This window comes from Azospirillum sp. B21, from assembly GCF_008364825.1.
Lineage (GTDB): Bacteria > Pseudomonadota > Alphaproteobacteria > Azospirillales > Azospirillaceae > Azospirillum.
Genome location: NZ_VTTO01000021.1, coordinates 1 through 15,575, shown reverse-complemented (window position 1 = coordinate 15,575; position 15,575 = coordinate 1). Strand labels below are relative to the sequence as shown.

Annotated in this window: 17 protein-coding genes; 9 read left to right on the top strand and 8 right to left on the bottom strand. The window is 65.9% G+C overall.

Going from position 1 to position 15,575, the window contains the following annotated elements:
• Window positions 1-70 precede the first annotated feature (70 nt).
• The 3 genes from FZ983_RS29305 to FZ983_RS29295 all read left to right on the top strand — a co-directional run bounded on the left by FZ983_RS29305 (window position 71) and on the right by FZ983_RS29295 (window position 3,495).
• Entirely contained in the window at window positions 71-1,180 is a 1,110-nt protein-coding gene (locus FZ983_RS29305) for an HlyD family secretion protein (RefSeq protein WP_149228071.1), read from the top strand.
• 138 nt (window positions 1,181-1,318) lie between these two features.
• Window positions 1,319-2,872 (top strand): DHA2 family efflux MFS transporter permease subunit, encoded by a 1,554-nt coding sequence (locus FZ983_RS29300; protein WP_149228069.1) that lies wholly within the window; start codon window positions 1,319-1,321, stop codon window positions 2,870-2,872.
• 95 nt (window positions 2,873-2,967) lie between these two features.
• On the top strand, window positions 2,968-3,495 hold the full coding sequence (locus FZ983_RS29295) for a hypothetical protein (RefSeq protein WP_149228067.1): 528 nt from the start codon (window positions 2,968-2,970) through the stop codon (window positions 3,493-3,495).
• A gap of 170 nt (window positions 3,496-3,665) precedes the next feature.
• Here FZ983_RS29295 and FZ983_RS29290 read toward each other — a convergent pair whose 3' ends face one another.
• The 4 genes from FZ983_RS29290 to FZ983_RS29275 form a co-directional block, all read right to left on the bottom strand.
• Entirely contained in the window at window positions 3,666-4,469 is an 804-nt protein-coding gene (locus FZ983_RS29290) for an ankyrin repeat domain-containing protein (RefSeq protein ID WP_211103010.1), read from the bottom strand.
• Window positions 4,470-4,513: 44 nt separating this feature from the next.
• Window positions 4,514-4,729: a hypothetical protein gene (locus tag FZ983_RS29285; protein WP_149228062.1), complete on the bottom strand. Its 216-nt coding sequence runs from the start codon at window positions 4,727-4,729 to the stop codon at window positions 4,514-4,516.
• Between the two features lie 291 nt (window positions 4,730-5,020).
• Window positions 5,021-6,235: a homoserine O-acetyltransferase gene (locus FZ983_RS29280; RefSeq protein ID WP_149228060.1), complete on the bottom strand. Its 1,215-nt coding sequence runs from the start codon at window positions 6,233-6,235 to the stop codon at window positions 5,021-5,023.
• 97 nt (window positions 6,236-6,332) lie between these two features.
• Window positions 6,333-6,653 (bottom strand): heavy metal-binding domain-containing protein, encoded by a 321-nt coding sequence (locus FZ983_RS29275; RefSeq protein ID WP_014188340.1) that lies wholly within the window; start codon window positions 6,651-6,653, stop codon window positions 6,333-6,335.
• 181 nt (window positions 6,654-6,834) lie between these two features.
• On the opposite strand from FZ983_RS29275, the gene FZ983_RS29270 reads away from it, so the two are divergent.
• From FZ983_RS29270 to FZ983_RS29245, 6 genes are all read left to right on the top strand, one after another.
• Window positions 6,835-7,470 (top strand): XRE family transcriptional regulator, encoded by a 636-nt coding sequence (locus FZ983_RS29270; protein WP_149228058.1) that lies wholly within the window; start codon window positions 6,835-6,837, stop codon window positions 7,468-7,470.
• Between the two features lie 317 nt (window positions 7,471-7,787).
• On the top strand, window positions 7,788-8,762 hold the full coding sequence (locus FZ983_RS29265; RefSeq protein WP_149228056.1) for a YqaJ viral recombinase family protein: 975 nt from the start codon (window positions 7,788-7,790) through the stop codon (window positions 8,760-8,762).
• A complete protein-coding gene (locus FZ983_RS29260) occupies window positions 8,750-9,634 on the top strand; it encodes a hypothetical protein (protein WP_247884026.1) in 885 nt (294 codons plus the stop codon). Before FZ983_RS29265 ends, FZ983_RS29260 begins: the two co-directional genes overlap by 13 nt.
• A gap of 9 nt (window positions 9,635-9,643) precedes the next feature.
• Window positions 9,644-9,973 carry a hypothetical protein gene (locus FZ983_RS29255; RefSeq protein ID WP_149228054.1) on the top strand — a complete coding sequence of 110 codons (330 nt, stop codon included), beginning with the start codon at window positions 9,644-9,646 and terminating at the stop codon, window positions 9,971-9,973.
• A 33-nt stretch (window positions 9,974-10,006) separates the two neighbouring features.
• A complete protein-coding gene (locus FZ983_RS29250) occupies window positions 10,007-10,267 on the top strand; it encodes a hypothetical protein (RefSeq protein ID WP_149228052.1) in 261 nt (86 codons plus the stop codon).
• 134 nt (window positions 10,268-10,401) lie between these two features.
• Complete coding sequence (locus tag FZ983_RS29245; RefSeq protein WP_149228050.1) at window positions 10,402-11,037, top strand: LysE family transporter; 636 nt, start codon at window positions 10,402-10,404, stop codon at window positions 11,035-11,037.
• Between the two features lie 101 nt (window positions 11,038-11,138).
• Here FZ983_RS29245 and FZ983_RS29240 read toward each other — a convergent pair whose 3' ends face one another.
• The 4 genes from FZ983_RS29240 to FZ983_RS29225 form a co-directional block, all read right to left on the bottom strand.
• Window positions 11,139-13,499 (bottom strand): Tex family protein, encoded by a 2,361-nt coding sequence (locus tag FZ983_RS29240; RefSeq protein WP_149228048.1) that lies wholly within the window; start codon window positions 13,497-13,499, stop codon window positions 11,139-11,141.
• Window positions 13,500-13,901: 402 nt separating this feature from the next.
• On the bottom strand, window positions 13,902-14,345 hold the full coding sequence (locus tag FZ983_RS29235) for a periplasmic heavy metal sensor (protein ID WP_149228046.1): 444 nt from the start codon (window positions 14,343-14,345) through the stop codon (window positions 13,902-13,904).
• A complete protein-coding gene (locus FZ983_RS29230) occupies window positions 14,345-14,770 on the bottom strand; it encodes a hypothetical protein (RefSeq protein WP_149228044.1) in 426 nt (141 codons plus the stop codon). The genes FZ983_RS29235 and FZ983_RS29230 overlap by 1 nt, the downstream gene beginning before the upstream one ends.
• Window positions 14,767-15,321 carry a sigma-70 family RNA polymerase sigma factor gene (locus FZ983_RS29225; RefSeq protein WP_244442570.1) on the bottom strand — a complete coding sequence of 185 codons (555 nt, stop codon included), beginning with the start codon at window positions 15,319-15,321 and terminating at the stop codon, window positions 14,767-14,769. Before FZ983_RS29225 ends, FZ983_RS29230 begins: the two co-directional genes overlap by 4 nt.
• Between the last annotated feature and the right edge of the window lie 254 nt (window positions 15,322-15,575).

Below are 15,575 nucleotides of genomic sequence, written 5' to 3'. Positions count from 1 at the left end.
TTTCCGCGGCGCCGGCAAGAGCGTGTTCGGGAGAAGGGGCGGGGACCGCGGTGGATTGGGGATAGAGACAATGGCGAATGGCGTGCGGAAGATCGTGCTGTCGGGCGTCGCGCTGGCCGTGCTGGCCGGCGGCGCCGTCGCCGGCGAACAATGGTGGCGGGAAGGCCGGTTCATGGAATCGACCGACAACGCCTATGTGCAGAGCGACATCACCGTGGTCAGCCCGAAGGTCTCCGCCTATGTCCGGGACGTGAAGGCCGCCGAGAATCAGCTTGTGCGGACCGGCGACGTGCTGGCGGTGCTGGACGACCAGGACTTCCGTGCCAAGGTGGCGGAGGCAGAAGCCGCGGTGACCGCTCAGAAGGCGGCGCTCGGCACGCTGGACAGCAAGCTGGAACTGCAGCGCACGGTGATCGATCAGGCCGCCGCCACGCTGGCGAGCGCCGAGGCCGAACAGCGCCGCGCCCAGCAGGAATTCGAGCGCAGCCGGTCGCTCGCCAACGACAGCTGGACCAGCCGCCAGAAGCTGGAAACCGCAGACGCCGACCTGCGCAAGGCGGTGGCGCAGGTCGCCAAGTCGCGGGCGGCACTTGCCGCGGAGAACGAACAGGTCAACGTCCTGCACGCCACGCGGACGGAGACGGAGGCCCATCTGGCCCAGGCCGAGGCGACGCTGCGGACCGCACGCATCGACCTGGAGAACACCGTTGTGCGGGCGCCGGTCGACGGCGTGGTCGGCAACCGCGGCGTCCAGGTCGGCCAGTATGCCCGGCCGGGCGTGCAACTGCTGTCGCTGGTTCCGCTGCCCGACGTCTATGTGGTCGCCAACTTCAAGGAGACCCAGCTGTCGCGCATGCGCCCCGGCCAGCATGTCAGCATCTCGGTCGACGCCTTCCCCGACCGCCATCTGGAAGGGACGGTTGAGAGCTTCGCCCCGGCCTCGGGCTCGAAATTCTCGCTGCTGCCGCCGGAGAACGCGACCGGCAACTTCACCAAGATCGTCCAGCGCGTTCCCGTGCGCATCGCTTTGCCGCGCGACAATGCGCTGGCCGGCTTGCTGCGCCCCGGCCTGTCGGTGGTGGCGGAGGTCGACACCCGCGGTGCCGACGCCCTGCCGCATATGCCCGCCGGCGGCGTGTTCGGCGCGCTCGCCGACAAGCAGGCGGTGGCCGCCAAGTAACGGCGGCCACGGTCCAGCGGGGACGCCGCCCACCTCCCCCCTTCTGGGGCGGCGTCCCCGTCAACCATCCAAGCGACATTTTGGCCGGAGCCATCCCCGGGCGGGATTCCGTCGGCCGCGATCGAAGGCAGCGGTTCCATGGCGACTCCGGCCCAGGGCATGCGCCCGCTCACCACGCGCGACATCGTCGGCTTCTTCGCGATGGTCGTCGGCATGTTCATGGCGATTCTGGACATCCAGATCGTCTCCAGCTCGCTGTCGGAAATCCAGGCGGGGCTGGCGGCAAGCGCCGACGAGATCTCGTGGGTGCAGACCTCCTACCTGATCGCGGAGGTCGTGATGATCCCGCTGTCGGGCATCCTGTCGCGCATCATGTCAACGCGCATCCTGTTCACCGTGGCGGCCGCCGGCTTCACCCTGACCAGCGTCGCCTGCGCCTTCGCCGGCAGCATCGAATCGATGATCGTCTGGCGTGCGCTCCAGGGCTTCATCGGCGGGGCGATGATCCCGACGGTCTTCGCCACCAGCTTCATGATCTTCCCGCCGGAAAAGCGGGCCGGCGTGTCGGTGATGATGGGCCTCGTCGCCACCATGGCACCCACCATCGGCCCGACGCTGGGCGGCTATCTGACCCAGCACATGTCCTGGCACTGGCTGTTCCTGGCCAACGTGATCCCCGGCATCATCGTGACCTCGCTGGTCTGGCTGCTGGTGGACGTCGACCGGCCGAATCCGGAGCTGCGCAAGGGCTTCGACTTCCCCGGTCTGCTGCTGATGGCCACATTCCTGGGCAGCCTGGAATATGTGGTGGAGGAAGGACCGCGCAACGACTGGTTCGACGACGAGGCCATCCTGGCGCTTGCCATCGTGGCGGCGATCGGCGGCATCGGATTCTTCTGGCGGGTGCTGTCCTACCGCAATCCCATCGTGGAGCTGCGGGCCTTCGCCGACCGAAATTTCGCCATCGGATCGCTCTACAGCTTCATCCTCGGCATCGGGCTCTACGGATCGGTCTATCTGCAGCCGCTGTTCCTGGCGCGCGTGCGCGGCTTCAACAGCCTGCAGATCGGCGAGATCATGTTCGTGACCGGCGCCTTCCAGTTCCTGTCGGCCCCCATCGCCGGCGCCCTGTCGAAGCGGATGGACCTGCGCGCCATGCTGGCGCTGGGGCTGATCCTGTTCGGCAGCGGCGTGTGGATGAACAGCCACTTCACCGCCGAGACGGGATTCTGGGAGCTGTTCGTGCCGCAGGCGGTGCGCGGCATGTCGCTGATGCTGTGCTTCATCCCGATCAACAGCGTGGCGCTGGGCACCCTGCCGCCGGACAAGCTGAAGAACGCGTCGGGCCTGTACAACCTGATGCGCAACCTGGGCGGGGCCATCGGGCTGGCGGCGATCAACACGGTGCTCACCGACCGCAACGCCTTGCACCTGAACCGACTGGGCGACAACGTGAACCTCGCCCGGCCCGAGGTGCAGCAGATGGTCGACAATCTCAGCCAACGTTTCGACGGGCTGGTCGCCGATCCGACCGCCGCGGCGATGGCCCGGCTGGTCGGGCTGGTCCAGCGCGAGGCGCTGATCCTGACCTTCAACGACGCCATGCTGCTGATGTCGGCGGTGTTCTTCGGCGCGCTGCTGTTCATGCCGCTGGTGCGCCGTCCGGGCGGGCCGGTGAAGGCCGATCACTGAACGCGAGGCCGGCGAGCGGCGTAGGTTGTCGCCCGCGGGTTGTGCTATAGCTTGGCCCGGTCCGTCCGAACCCTGCCGAGCCCCCGCCGATCACCATGAGCAAGCGCCAATACACCCGAGCCGAGGTCAAGGAACTGCTGGGCGCCCTGGAGCGCCAGTGCCGCGAAGCATCCAAGCTGGCCCAGCTGGCGGAACATGAGGCGAGTAAGCACAGCTTCGGCGCCTACCGCGATTTCCGCGACAAGGTCGGCGAATTCCAGGCCCTGGTGATTCTGATCGAGCAGCGCATGCGCAATCTGGTCGATGCGCGGTCCGACGACCTGCGCGACCAGTTCGAAAAGCTGGACATGGTGATGCTGGCCCTGCTGGTGCGCGCCAGCATGCGCTTCTTCTTCGTGCTGTCGGCAAATCCGATCCTGCCGATGGGCGCGCGCGAGATCTTCGTCGCGGAGCTGCGCAGCCTGCACGACGCGGCGGAAAAGCTGAAGCGGCCCAACTATGTCGGCAAGCTCGGCCCGGAACTGGACCGCGATCTGGAAACCGCCTCGCTGATCCTGGAAGAGATCATCGACAAGGCGCCAAGTTTGCTGAACTTCCGCGGTGCGCCGGTGAGTGGGGAGTAGGCGGCTCTGCAACTGCCCACCCTACCTGATCTCGTCCGCCGTTGGCAGCAGACCCGGTCCGCCTGTCGCGAAGCTGGAGTGCGAAAAGGTTCACGACCCGGCGATAGCACTATCAATACCGCCGGTGCTGGCAGGTCATCGCCGGCAGGATTGTCGTATGGCATGTATGGTTAGGGCCAGCGTCCGGTGCTCTTGCATTCCTGGGCGTCGTTTGCCGCTCGGATACGGCAAAAGCTTCCAGCACTGCCCGTATCGCACAAGCGCGTCGCCTCGTGATACATACGCGTACAATAGTTATCTTGCGTAGACTTTGGCTTTGAAGAGACTTCCTTCCCACCTCCCAGAAACGCACGTACATTGGCGTCGGAGGTAAGTTGAGCGGCTGTTTCCCCCTTGTTGTTTCGCGCGCGTTGATCCGCACCACGTCCGACCAGATACTCCACGCTTTTCAAACTGCCTTTCCAGGCAGCGATCATCAGCAGCGTCCATCCATCGCTGTTGCGGGCGTTTACATCCAACCCAGTGTCGAGAAGTCGCGCCAATTCATCCTGTTGATTATACTCGATGGCCCAGCGGGCTTCCGACCAGGCCTTCGCAGGATCGAAGGTGGGCAATCCGCCGCCACCGCGAGCAGCCATCGCATCGGTCAGCATCTGTTTGATCTGAGCGGAGCCGGCAACATCAAATGCTGTCTTGCCGTAGTTGGTCTTGATCGAGGGGTCGGCACCACGGTTGAGCAGCAGGCGTACGAAAGCGGGCTTCCCTTGGTCGGATGCGATGTGCAGCAGGGTCCAGCCGTCGCTGTTCCGGGTATTGATATCGACGCCCTGCTCAAGGAGAGAAATCAGTTTCTGGTCGTTCTGCTGCCACATTGCTGAGTTGAGGGCGCCATAAAGATCGTTCCAATCATCTGCATAGGCGGGCGCGCTGTTGAACATTATCGCAGACAGCACGGCTATTTTAGCAATTTTCATCATCTCTCCGAATGTGGCCGGTACCAATTCATTTTACGATGTTCTTATTTGATCCGCTCGTCATCTGCCGCAGAGAGAGTGAGCAACAAATCAGGATTCCGCACCCGACGCCCGAAAAGGGTCCGGTAGGTTCCATCGGGTTGACGATAATAACGCTTTCCCTCGAAGACAACCGGTGTGGGAAGCGCTTTCCAACCGCGCCATGCACCATAAGCCAGCCCTGCAACCACGCCCAGACGCAATAAATCGATCGCTTCCATCAGCAATTCCTTGGCTGAGGTGCTATGGCGCACGTGCGGAAAAGCGCACATTTTCTGAGGCAGCAGGCCACTCGGCTCTGGATGGAGCGTGTCTCCGGTTAACCACCTGCCGGAGAGACTACGTAACGAATATTAAAAAACTGTGCAGATTACTTTTCAGCGCCTGAACGGGACGACATGGGCCGCCGGCTATGCGACGACGGCCCTTTAAGGTCGATGGACCTCATTCCGTCAAGCAGTTGAAAAACGGACGGAAGGCAATCTGGTCCCGGAATAGTCCTGGAGGATCCCTCACTTCGCAAGGAACTGCGAGATCGTCTCCCCCGCCTTGGCGATGTTCGCGACACCGTCCAGATGCCCCAGCGTCGAGGTGATCGACTCGGTGTACTCTACGCCATTGCCCTGCTTTTCCAGCCGGTCCTTCAGCGGGCGCATGTTGCGGTCGGGCGGGAAGACGAGATCGTCGGCGGACGGGATCAGAAGGACCGGCGCCTTGATCTTCGCCAAGCCATCCTCGAGCGAGGCGCCGTTGCCGGTGACGAAGGTCTGGTTAGCCTTCACCAGATAGAGGAAGTGATTGGCATCGCTGACCGCGGCGCGGCCGGATGCCGCCTTGTCCAGCCACGCTTCGATGGCGTACTGGTTGCCCATCGCAGCCTTCGGGTCCTTGCCCTCTTCCGCCCATTTGCGGCCGAAGGCGGCGTCGGCCCATTTCCAATGGCGGGCGTGCAGCGTGACCAGCTTCAGCGCCTCGGTCAGGCCGGCCTTCGGTTCCGCCTTGCCGTAATAGTCGCCGTTGCTCCAGTTTGGATCGAGCTTGATCGGCGCCGCCCACAGATTCAGCCAGCCGATCAGGAAGGGATCGGCCTCCGGCCCGCCGATGGCGGCGATGACGCGCTTGACCATGTCCGGATGATCGGCCGCCCATTCGAAGGCCTGGAGCGAGCCCATCGATCCGCCCATCACCGCCTGCAAGGACTTGATGCCCAGGCTGTCGATCAGCGCCTTCTGGACATTGACGAAGTCCTTGATGGTGACGATGGGGAAGCTCATGCCATAGGGCTTGCCGGTGTCCGGGTTGATGCTGGCCGGGCCGGTGGTGACGACGGTGGGATCCTTGGGCGACAGGTTCACCAGCGTGTCGGAGCTGATGATGAAGTATTTATCGGTGTCCAGCGGCTTGCCCGGCCCGATGATGCTGTCCCAATAGCCGGGCGCCGCATCCTCTACCTTGTATCTCCCGGCGGCGTGGCTATTGCCGCTGAAAAAGTGGGTGATGAGGATGACGTTGTCCTTCGCCTCGTTCAGCTTGCCGTAGCTTTCCCAGCCGATGCGGACATTCTTGATCGTCCCGCCGCCCACGGTGGTATAGGACGGCATCTCGAAAACCTTCTTTTCGACGATGCCGTCCAAGGCCAGCGCCGGCAACGCGCCGAACAGGCATGCGGCCATGGCGAGGCCGCCAAGACGAGCGGACCAGGTGGACCCGCGGACAAGCCGAGGCATGGGCAACCCCCTCCCAATTGTTTGCTGGACGGGCAGTCTACCCATACGGTTGTGTCTGTCCAGACGGCTTTGCTGACGCTTACGGTTAGGTGTGCCGTCAGCGCAGGCGGACGGCGGTGCCGTTGACCGACACCATCAGCATGCCGTTCTCCTTGCCCAGCACCTCGTAATCGACATCCACCCCGACGATGGCGTCGGCGCCGAGCGACCGTGCCGCATCCTGCATGTCGGCGAAGGCCGCCTCGCGCGCCTCGCGCAGGGCCGCCTGATAGCCGCCGGCCCGGCCGCCCACGATGTCGCGGACGGAGGAGAACAGGTCGCGGAACACGTTCACGCCCATGATCGCCTCGCCGGCGACGATGCCCAGATACTGGGCGACCGGGCGGCCTTCCACGGAATCGGTGCTGGTGACGATCATGGTCGCGTTTCCCCTGACGGTTTCGATGCCGCACAGATGGGGCCTCTACGGCGGAGTCCAAGGCGGCACTGCGAATTCGCATGCAGGCTTAGCCCATCGCGCCTTCCCCCACCCCGTCGGTACCGTGTAGGACAGGGGTAGGCTCGCCGGGGGGCGATAAGGGCAGGTCAGGGGGAAAGCGATGGACGACACGCGGCGCGCCATCCTGCGCTGGATGACAAGCGTCATGGAAGCGAAGGGCTGGAGTGCCGGCGGCTGGGCACGGCTGGCCGGCGTCACCGCCACCAACCTGACCCGCTTCCTGCGCGATCCCGTGATGGGCAGCCTGCCCAGCGCCGACACGCTGGCCCGGTTGGCCCGCGTCGCCGGGTCGGAGCCGCGCTTCCTCGACGACCATGCCTATGCCCCGGTCTCCCGCGTGCCGGTGCTGACCCTGGAGCAGGCCCACATCTTCCTCGATCTCGGCAGACGGGCAGGGGAGGCGTTCCTCGCCGGAGCGCTGAAGGACGGCGCGTCGTCGGTCGCCATGGACGGTCGGACCTCCCGCCGCGCCTTCGCGCTCCGCATCCTGTCCAAGAGCCTGGATGCCGCCGGCGTTCTGCCGCGCGACTGCGTGGTGCTGGAGCCGCTGGACATTTTGACGCCGCAGACCGGCGACGTGGTGGTGACGGTGGGGGAGGGCAGCATCTGCGGATACCGCTTCTTCCCGCCGCACCTGATGCCGGTTTCGACCGATCCCGACTGCCGCCCGACCGCCATCGACCGCGCACAGGTGGCCGGAGTCGCCGTCCACGTGGTGCGAGCGCTTCGCATATAAATCTCCGCTGCACCACGAGTCGCAGCGCGCGTTCCAGTCCCGCGCGACTCGCAAAAACGGGCGCCTCTACTCCGTCCGTTTTGTCTTGTGACGACTCCCACCAGAAGACACCAAATATAGCGTGTTTTCAGGACTTTGGGCTGGTCTACGGCCAAGTCAAAGGTTCACGTTTTGTTCTTGAAAGCTGCGTGTTCGCATTCCATATTCAGGGTCCGGTAAGGCGGTCCGAATACGATGCTGCGATATCGCAGTAACGGTCACGCTTCGAAGCCGGAATGGCAGCCCGTCAGGGCCGGAACCGGGGATGTCGGGGCAGCATGGCGATCACTCAGGCACAGCGGGAATTGCGGGCGGGGCGGATCGGCTCGTCGGACGCCACGCGCGTGATGGCCGGCGACTGGCTGTCGCTGTGGCGCGAGAAGACCGGCCGGGTCGAGCCCGACAACCTCGACCTCATCGCCGCCGTGCAGATCGGCATCGCGACCGAACATCTGCACCCTCGCTTCGTCGCCCATACCACCGGGATTCCCTGCGTGGCCGCACCCGACACCTACCGCCATGCCGATCATGACTGGATGGTGGCACACCCCGACTTCCTGACCGGCAGCGAGGCGGGTGGGGCGCTCGACACCATCGTGGAGGCAAAGTTCAACAGCGGCTTCCAGAGCGATGCCGACCTCGCCCGCCGCTACCACTGGCAGATACAGCATCAGTTGGAGGTGGTCGGGCTGGACCGCGCGCTGCTGTCGATCCTCCGCCCGACCGGCCACAGCCTGGTGACGGTGGAGCGCCGGCCCGACGATGTCGAACGGCTGGTGGAAACGCTGGAAGCCTTCTGGTGGCACGTCGTCAACGACGTCGAGCCGTCGGACCCGCTTCCGGTGGACGGGCCGTCCTATGAGAACGGCCGCGTCTTCGACATGGGCCGGCACAACCGCTTCCGGGCCCTGGCCGACCGACTGGTCGCCAACCGGGCGGCGGCACTGGAGGTGAAGGAGGATGAGGCCGCCCTGAAGGCGCTGATGCCCGACGACGCCCGCATCGCCTTCGTCGCTTTTGACCAGCCGGACGGCCGGTCCGGTGGCCTCTATCTCGCGCGCGACCGCGAAGGCCGGCTCAGCCTGCGCTATTGCGCGCCGCCGCGCCGGGCCCTGGCCGACGCGCAATCCTGGAGCCCCTCCGCTGACCCGAACGCGGTGGAACTCAGCCTGGAAACAGTGCTGACCGCCGGCTGGGGTGAGGGGAGAGCCGAAACGTTTGGACAAGAAGGACCCAAATCATGGGACGCATGAGCAAGACCGACCACGTCATCGCCGACACTGAATCCGCCGAATCCAGCGTGGCAGAATCCGGCGCAACCGAGTCCAACGTGACGGAGACCGCTCCGGTCGAAGCGAAGGCCGGCGGCAGCCGTGGCTCGCAAGGGTCCAAGGGGTCCGCCGGCGGCAGCCGGGCGGCGGAACCGCAGCGCATCGACACCATGTTCCTGTGGAACCGGCTGAAGCGCACCGACCCGAAGGCGACCAAGCCCTTCACCCGCTCCGGCGGCTTCCGCGGCACGCAGATCGACCCGACCTGGCGCTTCCAGATGATGACGGAGGTGTTCGGTCCGATCGGCAAGGGCTGGGGCTACGAGCAGGTGGACTGGACCATCGCGGAACGGATGATCTTCATCTGCGCCCGCGTCTGGTACATCGACCCGGAAACCAGGGAGAAGTGCTTCACCGGTCCGCAGTGGGGCGGGACCGAGATGGTCCGCCGCCGCAACGGCATGGAGATGCCGGACGACGAGTGCTTCAAGATGTCGATGACCGACGCGGTCGGCAAATGCCTGCTGCAACTGGGTCTGGCCGCCGACGTCTACATGGGTCAGTTCGACGACAGCAAGTATCGGGAGGAGTCGGAGGCCTTCTATGCCGCCAAGTCCAACCCGGACCTGCAGCCCGCCGCCGTCGAGGCTTTCGAGGCGGAGGTGAAGCGCCGCCTGGGCGCTTGCCTGGACCTGGACGACCTGGAAGAGGTCTGGCGGTCCGGCGTCGGCACCCGCCTGCGGGAGATCGGTACTGTGGACCGCGCCGCCCAGCACCGCATCACCGGCCTGTTCGCCCAGAAGAAGGCCGAGATTCTGAAGCGCGAGGAAGAGGACGGGCGGGAAGCCGCCTGACGGAACGCCATGACCCAGACGACTCATAACACCGGCGACTGGTCGCCCAGCGGACTGTTCCGCATGAGCGCCTGGGAAGGTGAGTTCGAACGCGCCAACGCCCAGCTGCCGCGCTGGTACTGGAACCGCGATCAGCGCCGCCGCCACTACGCCCGCTGGGTGGAGGCGGAGGCCGAAACGCTGGCGATTCGGCTGTCGGGACTGTTGCGGTCCGACAGCCCGGCGGAAACAGCAGGGGCGGCCCGCGTGCTCGTCGACTCTCTGGCGCGTGACATCGACTGGGCTCGCCGGTTGGAAGACTCGGATTCGGAAGACGACAAGTTCGCTCACGCCGCCTGACCGCAGGCGGCATCAAGGGAAGGATATCATCCCATGACGATAGAAGAGGTCCAGGCGCGTCTGCGCGCCGCTCAAGCCCGCATCGGGCGTGAGGGCCGCTTCGCCCTCACCCTCAGCCTGGACGGGCGCGAGGAATGCTACATCACCCATTGGTTCCGCCCCGAGCCGCACGCCTTCGAGGACTGCCGCGCGGTCGGTTCCGGAGCCCTCAGCGAATGCCTCGACGCGCTGGACCGCTATGTGGCATTGAACCGGGTGCGCGACGAGGCTCCGGTGCTGATGGCCGCCGAATGACATCCCCGTAACGGCCAAGCCATCGGCCTTTGTCCCCTCGTTCCCCCCGCGGACGAGGGGACTTTTTTGTCGAGCGTTCGTGCGCGCCTGCGGTTGTGCTATTGTCTCCACTTTCAAGCGGAAGGGGAGCGATCATGGATCCCGTACTTGCCTTCGTCAGAATCGCCGGGGCCATAGCGGTCGGTGCAGCCAGCCCGGGGCCTAGCTTCGTGCTGGTCGCCCGCACCTCCATCGCCGTATCCCGCCGGGCCGGCTTGGCCACCGCGCTCGGTATGGGGATCGGCGGGGTGTTCTTCGCGTCCCTGGCCCTGCTGGGGCTGCATGCGCTGCTGTCGCAGGTCGGCTGGCTCTACGCGGTCCTGAAGCTGGCGGGCGGCGCCTATCTGCTCTATCTCGCGTATCGCATCTGGCGCGGCGCGGCCGAGGCTCTCGTGGTGGCGGACGAGGGAAAGACCGCGCCCGCCGGATTGTTGCGGCCGCTGCTGTTCGGTCTGCTGACGCAACTGAGCAACCCGAAGACAGCACTGGTTTACGGCAGCATCTTTGCCGCGCTGATGCCGGCCGAACCGCCGCTTTGGCTATTCGTCTTCCTGCCGCCGGCAGTCTTTCTTATCGAGGCCGGCTGGTACGCGATCGTCGCCGCGGCATTTTCCGCCGGCCGGCCGCGCGCCGCCTACCTGCGGTCCAAACGCTGGGTCGACCGGGTTGCCGCCGCGGCCATCGGCGGACTGGGCGTCCGCCTGATGTCGGACGCTCTGCCCCCTCCCTAACCCTCCCCCACCTTCGGTGGGAGAGGGGACTGCCGCCGCATCGCATACTTACCCTCTCCCGTCGAAGACGGGGGAGGGAGGGGGCATCCGCTCCCTAACCCTTACTTCTTCTTGCCCGACTGCGCCCTGGCGAATGCCTCGGCGAAGGCGCTGTTGACCGGCTCCGGCGCCTTTGCCGGCTTCGCCGCCACCTTCGGCGCGGGCGCCGCCGGACGACGGTCCTGCTGCGGCGCCCCCTGCTGCGGACGCGCCGGTCCCCGTTCCTCACGGCGCTCCTCCCGGCGGGCCGGGCGCGGGGCTTCCTCGCCCATGCGCATGGTCAGGGCGATGCGCTTGCGGGGGATGTCGACCTCCAGCACCTTCACCTTCACCACATCGCCGGCCTTCACCACCGTGTGGGGATCCTTCACGAAGCTGTTGGCCAGCTGCGAGATATGCACCAACCCGTCCTGGTGGACGCCGATGTCGACGAAGGCGCCGAAGGCGGTGACGTTGGTGACGACGCCCTCCAGCATCATGCCGGGCTGGAGATGCTTCAGCTCCTCCACGCCCTCCTTGAAGGTGGCGGTCTTGAACTCCGGGCGCGGGTCGCGGCCGGGCTTCTCCAGCTCCTTGATGATGTCCTCCACCGTCGGAACGCCGAAGCGTTCGTCGGTGAACTCCTCCGCATTCAGCCCGCGCAGGAAGCGGGCGTCGCCGATGACGCTGCCGAGATCGCGCCCAGTGGTCTTCACGATGCGCTGGACCACCGGATAGGCTTCCGGGTGGACCGCCGAGCCGTCGAGCGGATTCTCGCCGTCGCGGATGCGCAGGAAGCCGGCGGCCTGTTCGAAGGTCTTCGGCCCCAGCCGCGCCACGTCGAGCAGCTGCTTGCGCGAACGGAAGGCGCCGTTGCGGTCGCGATGCTCGACGATATTGCGGGCGATGGTCTCGTTCAGGCCGGACACGCGGGTCAGCAGCGGGATGGAGGCGGTGTTGAGATCGACGCCGACCGCGTTCACGCAATCCTCGACCACCGCATCCAGCGAGCGCGCCAGCTTGCCGCCGGCGACGTCATGCTGGTACTGACCGACGCCGATGGATTTCGGCTCAATCTTCACCAGCTCGGCCAGTGGATCCTGCAGGCGCCGGGCGATGGAAACGGCGCCGCGCAGGCTGACGTCCAGGCCGGGGAACTCGTGCGCCGCGGTCTCGGAGGCCGAATAGACCGACGCGCCGGCCTCGCTGACCACCAGCTTGGTCAGGGACAGCTCGGGATGGCGCTTCATCAGGTCGGCCGCCAGCTTGTCGGTCTCGCGCGAGGCGGTGCCGTTGCCGATGGAGATCAGTTCCACCTTGTGCCGCGCCGCCAGCGCGGCCAGGACGGCGATGGAGCCGTCCCAGTCGTTGCGCGGCGGGTGCGGGTAGATCGTCGTCGTCTCCACCAGCTTGCCGGTGGAATCGACGACCGCGACCTTCACGCCGGTGCGGATGCCGGGATCGAGCCCGATGGTGGCGCGCTGGCCGGCCGGGGCGGCCAGCAGCAGATCGTGCAGGTTGCGGGCGAAGACTCGGATCGCCTCGTCCTCCGCCCGTTCGCGCAAGGCGCCCATCAGGTCGGTTTCGATGTGCGGGCCGATCTTCAGCTTCCAGGTCCAGCGCACCACGTCGGACAGCCATTTGTCGGCCGGGCGCCCCTGGTCGCGGATGCCGGTGTGGACGGCGATGGCGCCCTCCGCCGGGTGCGGCTGGCCCTCTTCGACCGGCAGATCCAGGCGGATGTCGAGCACCCCCTGCGCCCGGCCGCGGAACAGGGCGAGCGCCCGGTGCGACGGCAGCTTCGACCAGTTTTCCGAGAAGTCGAAATAGTCGGAGAACTTGGCACCCTCGGCCTTCTTCTCCTCGATCACCTTGGAGGTGACGACGCCCTTCTCCGCCATGGCGGTGCGCAGGCGGCCGACCAGTTCGGCATCCTCGCCGAAGCGTTCGACCAGGATGTGGCGAGCGCCGTCCAGCGCCGCCTTGACGTCGGCGACGCCCTTCCCGGCATCGACGAAGGCGGTGGCCTCTGCCTCCGGCTGCTTCCTGGGCTCGGCCAGCAGCGCGTCGGCCAGCGGCTCCAGCCCGGCTTCGCGGGCGATCTGCGCCTTGGTGCGGCGCTTCTGCTTGTAGGGGAGGTAGAGGTCCTCCAGCCGGGTCTTGGTGTCCGCCTGCTTGATCTGGCGTTCCAGTTCGGGCGTCAGCTTGCCCTGTTCCTGGATGGTCGACAGGATGCTGGCGCGGCGGTCCTCCAGCTCCCGCAGGTAGCCCAGCCGCTCTTCCAGGGTGCGGAGCTGGGTGTCGTCCAGGCCGCCGGTCGCCTCCTTGCGGTAGCGCGCGATGAAGGGAACGGTCGATCCCTCGTCGAGCATGGCTATGGCGGAAGCGACCTGGGACTCGCGGACCGACAATTCGTCGGCGATGCGCTGGCTGATGGACAGCATGAGGCAGGGTCCTGCGGACTGGTGACGACATGAAAGGGCGTCTGTCATAGCGCGTCGGGGTAGGGCGGCGCCACCCCGCCCTTTCGGCAGAAAGCCGGATGGAGCAAAGCTGAAGCGGAGCTATTCGATGCTGCATTTCGCAAAAAGGTGGTAAGGGCCTATTTTCCGCATCCCTTCACCCGTCGTTAACCATATCGGCCATATACCTCTGCTTGCAACTTGGTTGCGTTTCCTCCCGAACCAAACTTACGGGCGGCCCGGCGGCGATAGCGCGGGGCCGCTCTTTCTTTTTGTCCGACGGGATGCCGCGACCGGACCTCGCTGGCAAAAAAAGGGCCGGAACGGACATGCCGCCCCGGCCTTACCCCGGAAGTGTCTGCCGCCGGTCGGAAACCGAAAGGATCAGGGAAGGCGGCTTTCAGCGAGACGCAGGCGGCCTTCCGGGGACAAGCGTGACAGGGTGTCGGCGACGCGTGCCTCGAACTCACTCCGAAGTGCGGCGTCGTTGGCGTGGATGCTCTCGAACAGCGCTTTCAGGCGCTCCGGATCGAAGGGTTCCGCCATCAGTTCGGTGCGCAGGCGCGGCGCGAATTCCTCGCGGCCGACGCGGATGCGGACGAACAGCGGACGCGCATCGTCGAGCGCCTTGCGCAGGATCGCCGCATCGGCCGGCGACAGGCGGTCCGACACCTCATCGACCAGCCGTTCCAGCTTGTGCTCCGGTCCGGGCGGCGGCGGGGGCGGCCGGAAGGCGTGGGCGACGATGAAGCCACCTGCCAGCATGTTCAGCGCAAGAGACCCGACCAGAAGGAACCAGGGCCAACGGCGCCGGATGGACGGCGTCATCACACGTCTCCCAGATAGCTGACGATCATCACGCCCGACAGGCTGGGCGTGCTCGTCTTTTCGAAGGTGATAAGACCCTGGCTGTAGCTGAGGAATCCGACCACTGCCATGCCGGCCAGGAATCCGGCGAGCGGGGCAGGGCGGAAGGGCGGTCGCGACAGGAACCACGGCACGAATTCGGGAACGACCCGCTGGGCCAGACAGTCGGCAATGCGGGCATAGACCTGCGCCTCCCGCCTGGAAGAGACCAGCGGGGTCGATGCGGCATCCAGCAACGTGTCGGTGACGGCGGCATCGGCCAGCAGGTTGCGGGCCTCGGCGCTGTCGTCCAGAAGGGTCAGCGCATCCACCCGGACGGAGCGCGGCCACCGGTCCAGAACGGCGCCATAGGCCGCGGCATAGCGATTGAACTCTTTGAGCGTCATGACCGTGCACCGTCCTTCTGACGGATCAGGGGTTGAAGCCGGGCCCGCACCACACGGCGTGCCCGGACCAGCAGACTTTCCATGGCCGAAACAGACACCTGCAATATTTCCGAAGCCTCAGCGCACGTCATCTCCTCATGGTAGCAGAGACTGAGCGCCGCCCGTTGGCGTTCGGGCAGCGCCGCGATGGCGGCGTCCACAGCAGCACCGATCCTGATGCCGTCGATCACCGTTTCGGCGCTCCAGGCCGGATCGGCGATCTCGCCGGCATCGTCGAGCGGAGCGAAGCTGCGCCGCCGTTTGTAGTCGATGGCGCGGTTCACCACGATCCTGTACAGCCAGGTCGTGAAGCGGGTTCCGTCGCCGCGCCAGCGGTCGGCGTTGGCCCAGATCTGCAGGAAGGCGTCCTGCGCGACCTCCTCGGCGTCGGCAGCGTTCCCGACCACCCGCTGGGCCAAGGCGATGCTGCGGCGCAGATGTCGGCGCGTGAGCGTTCCAAACGCTTTCCGGTCGCCGGCCGCGGCGCTCGCCATCAGGGCCTCGTCCGTCACCGTCTCCTCGGTAGGCTCCACGCCGTCTTCCGCCCGCTCCCGGTTGCTGTCACGGGATTATACGCCGTAAGTGCAGGATCCCTGCGCAGGCACCCCGCGATTTTTCGATCATGGATTACCCTGAGCCCTGCCCCAGTCACGCTAAAGTTTCCATAAGAACAGTTATGTGTTTTTTGTCCGTGTAGGCGCAAAGCTAAAATGTCAGTCCAGCGCAACATAGAAGCGTCAGTCTTCCATCCCGTTTTCGACGGCTG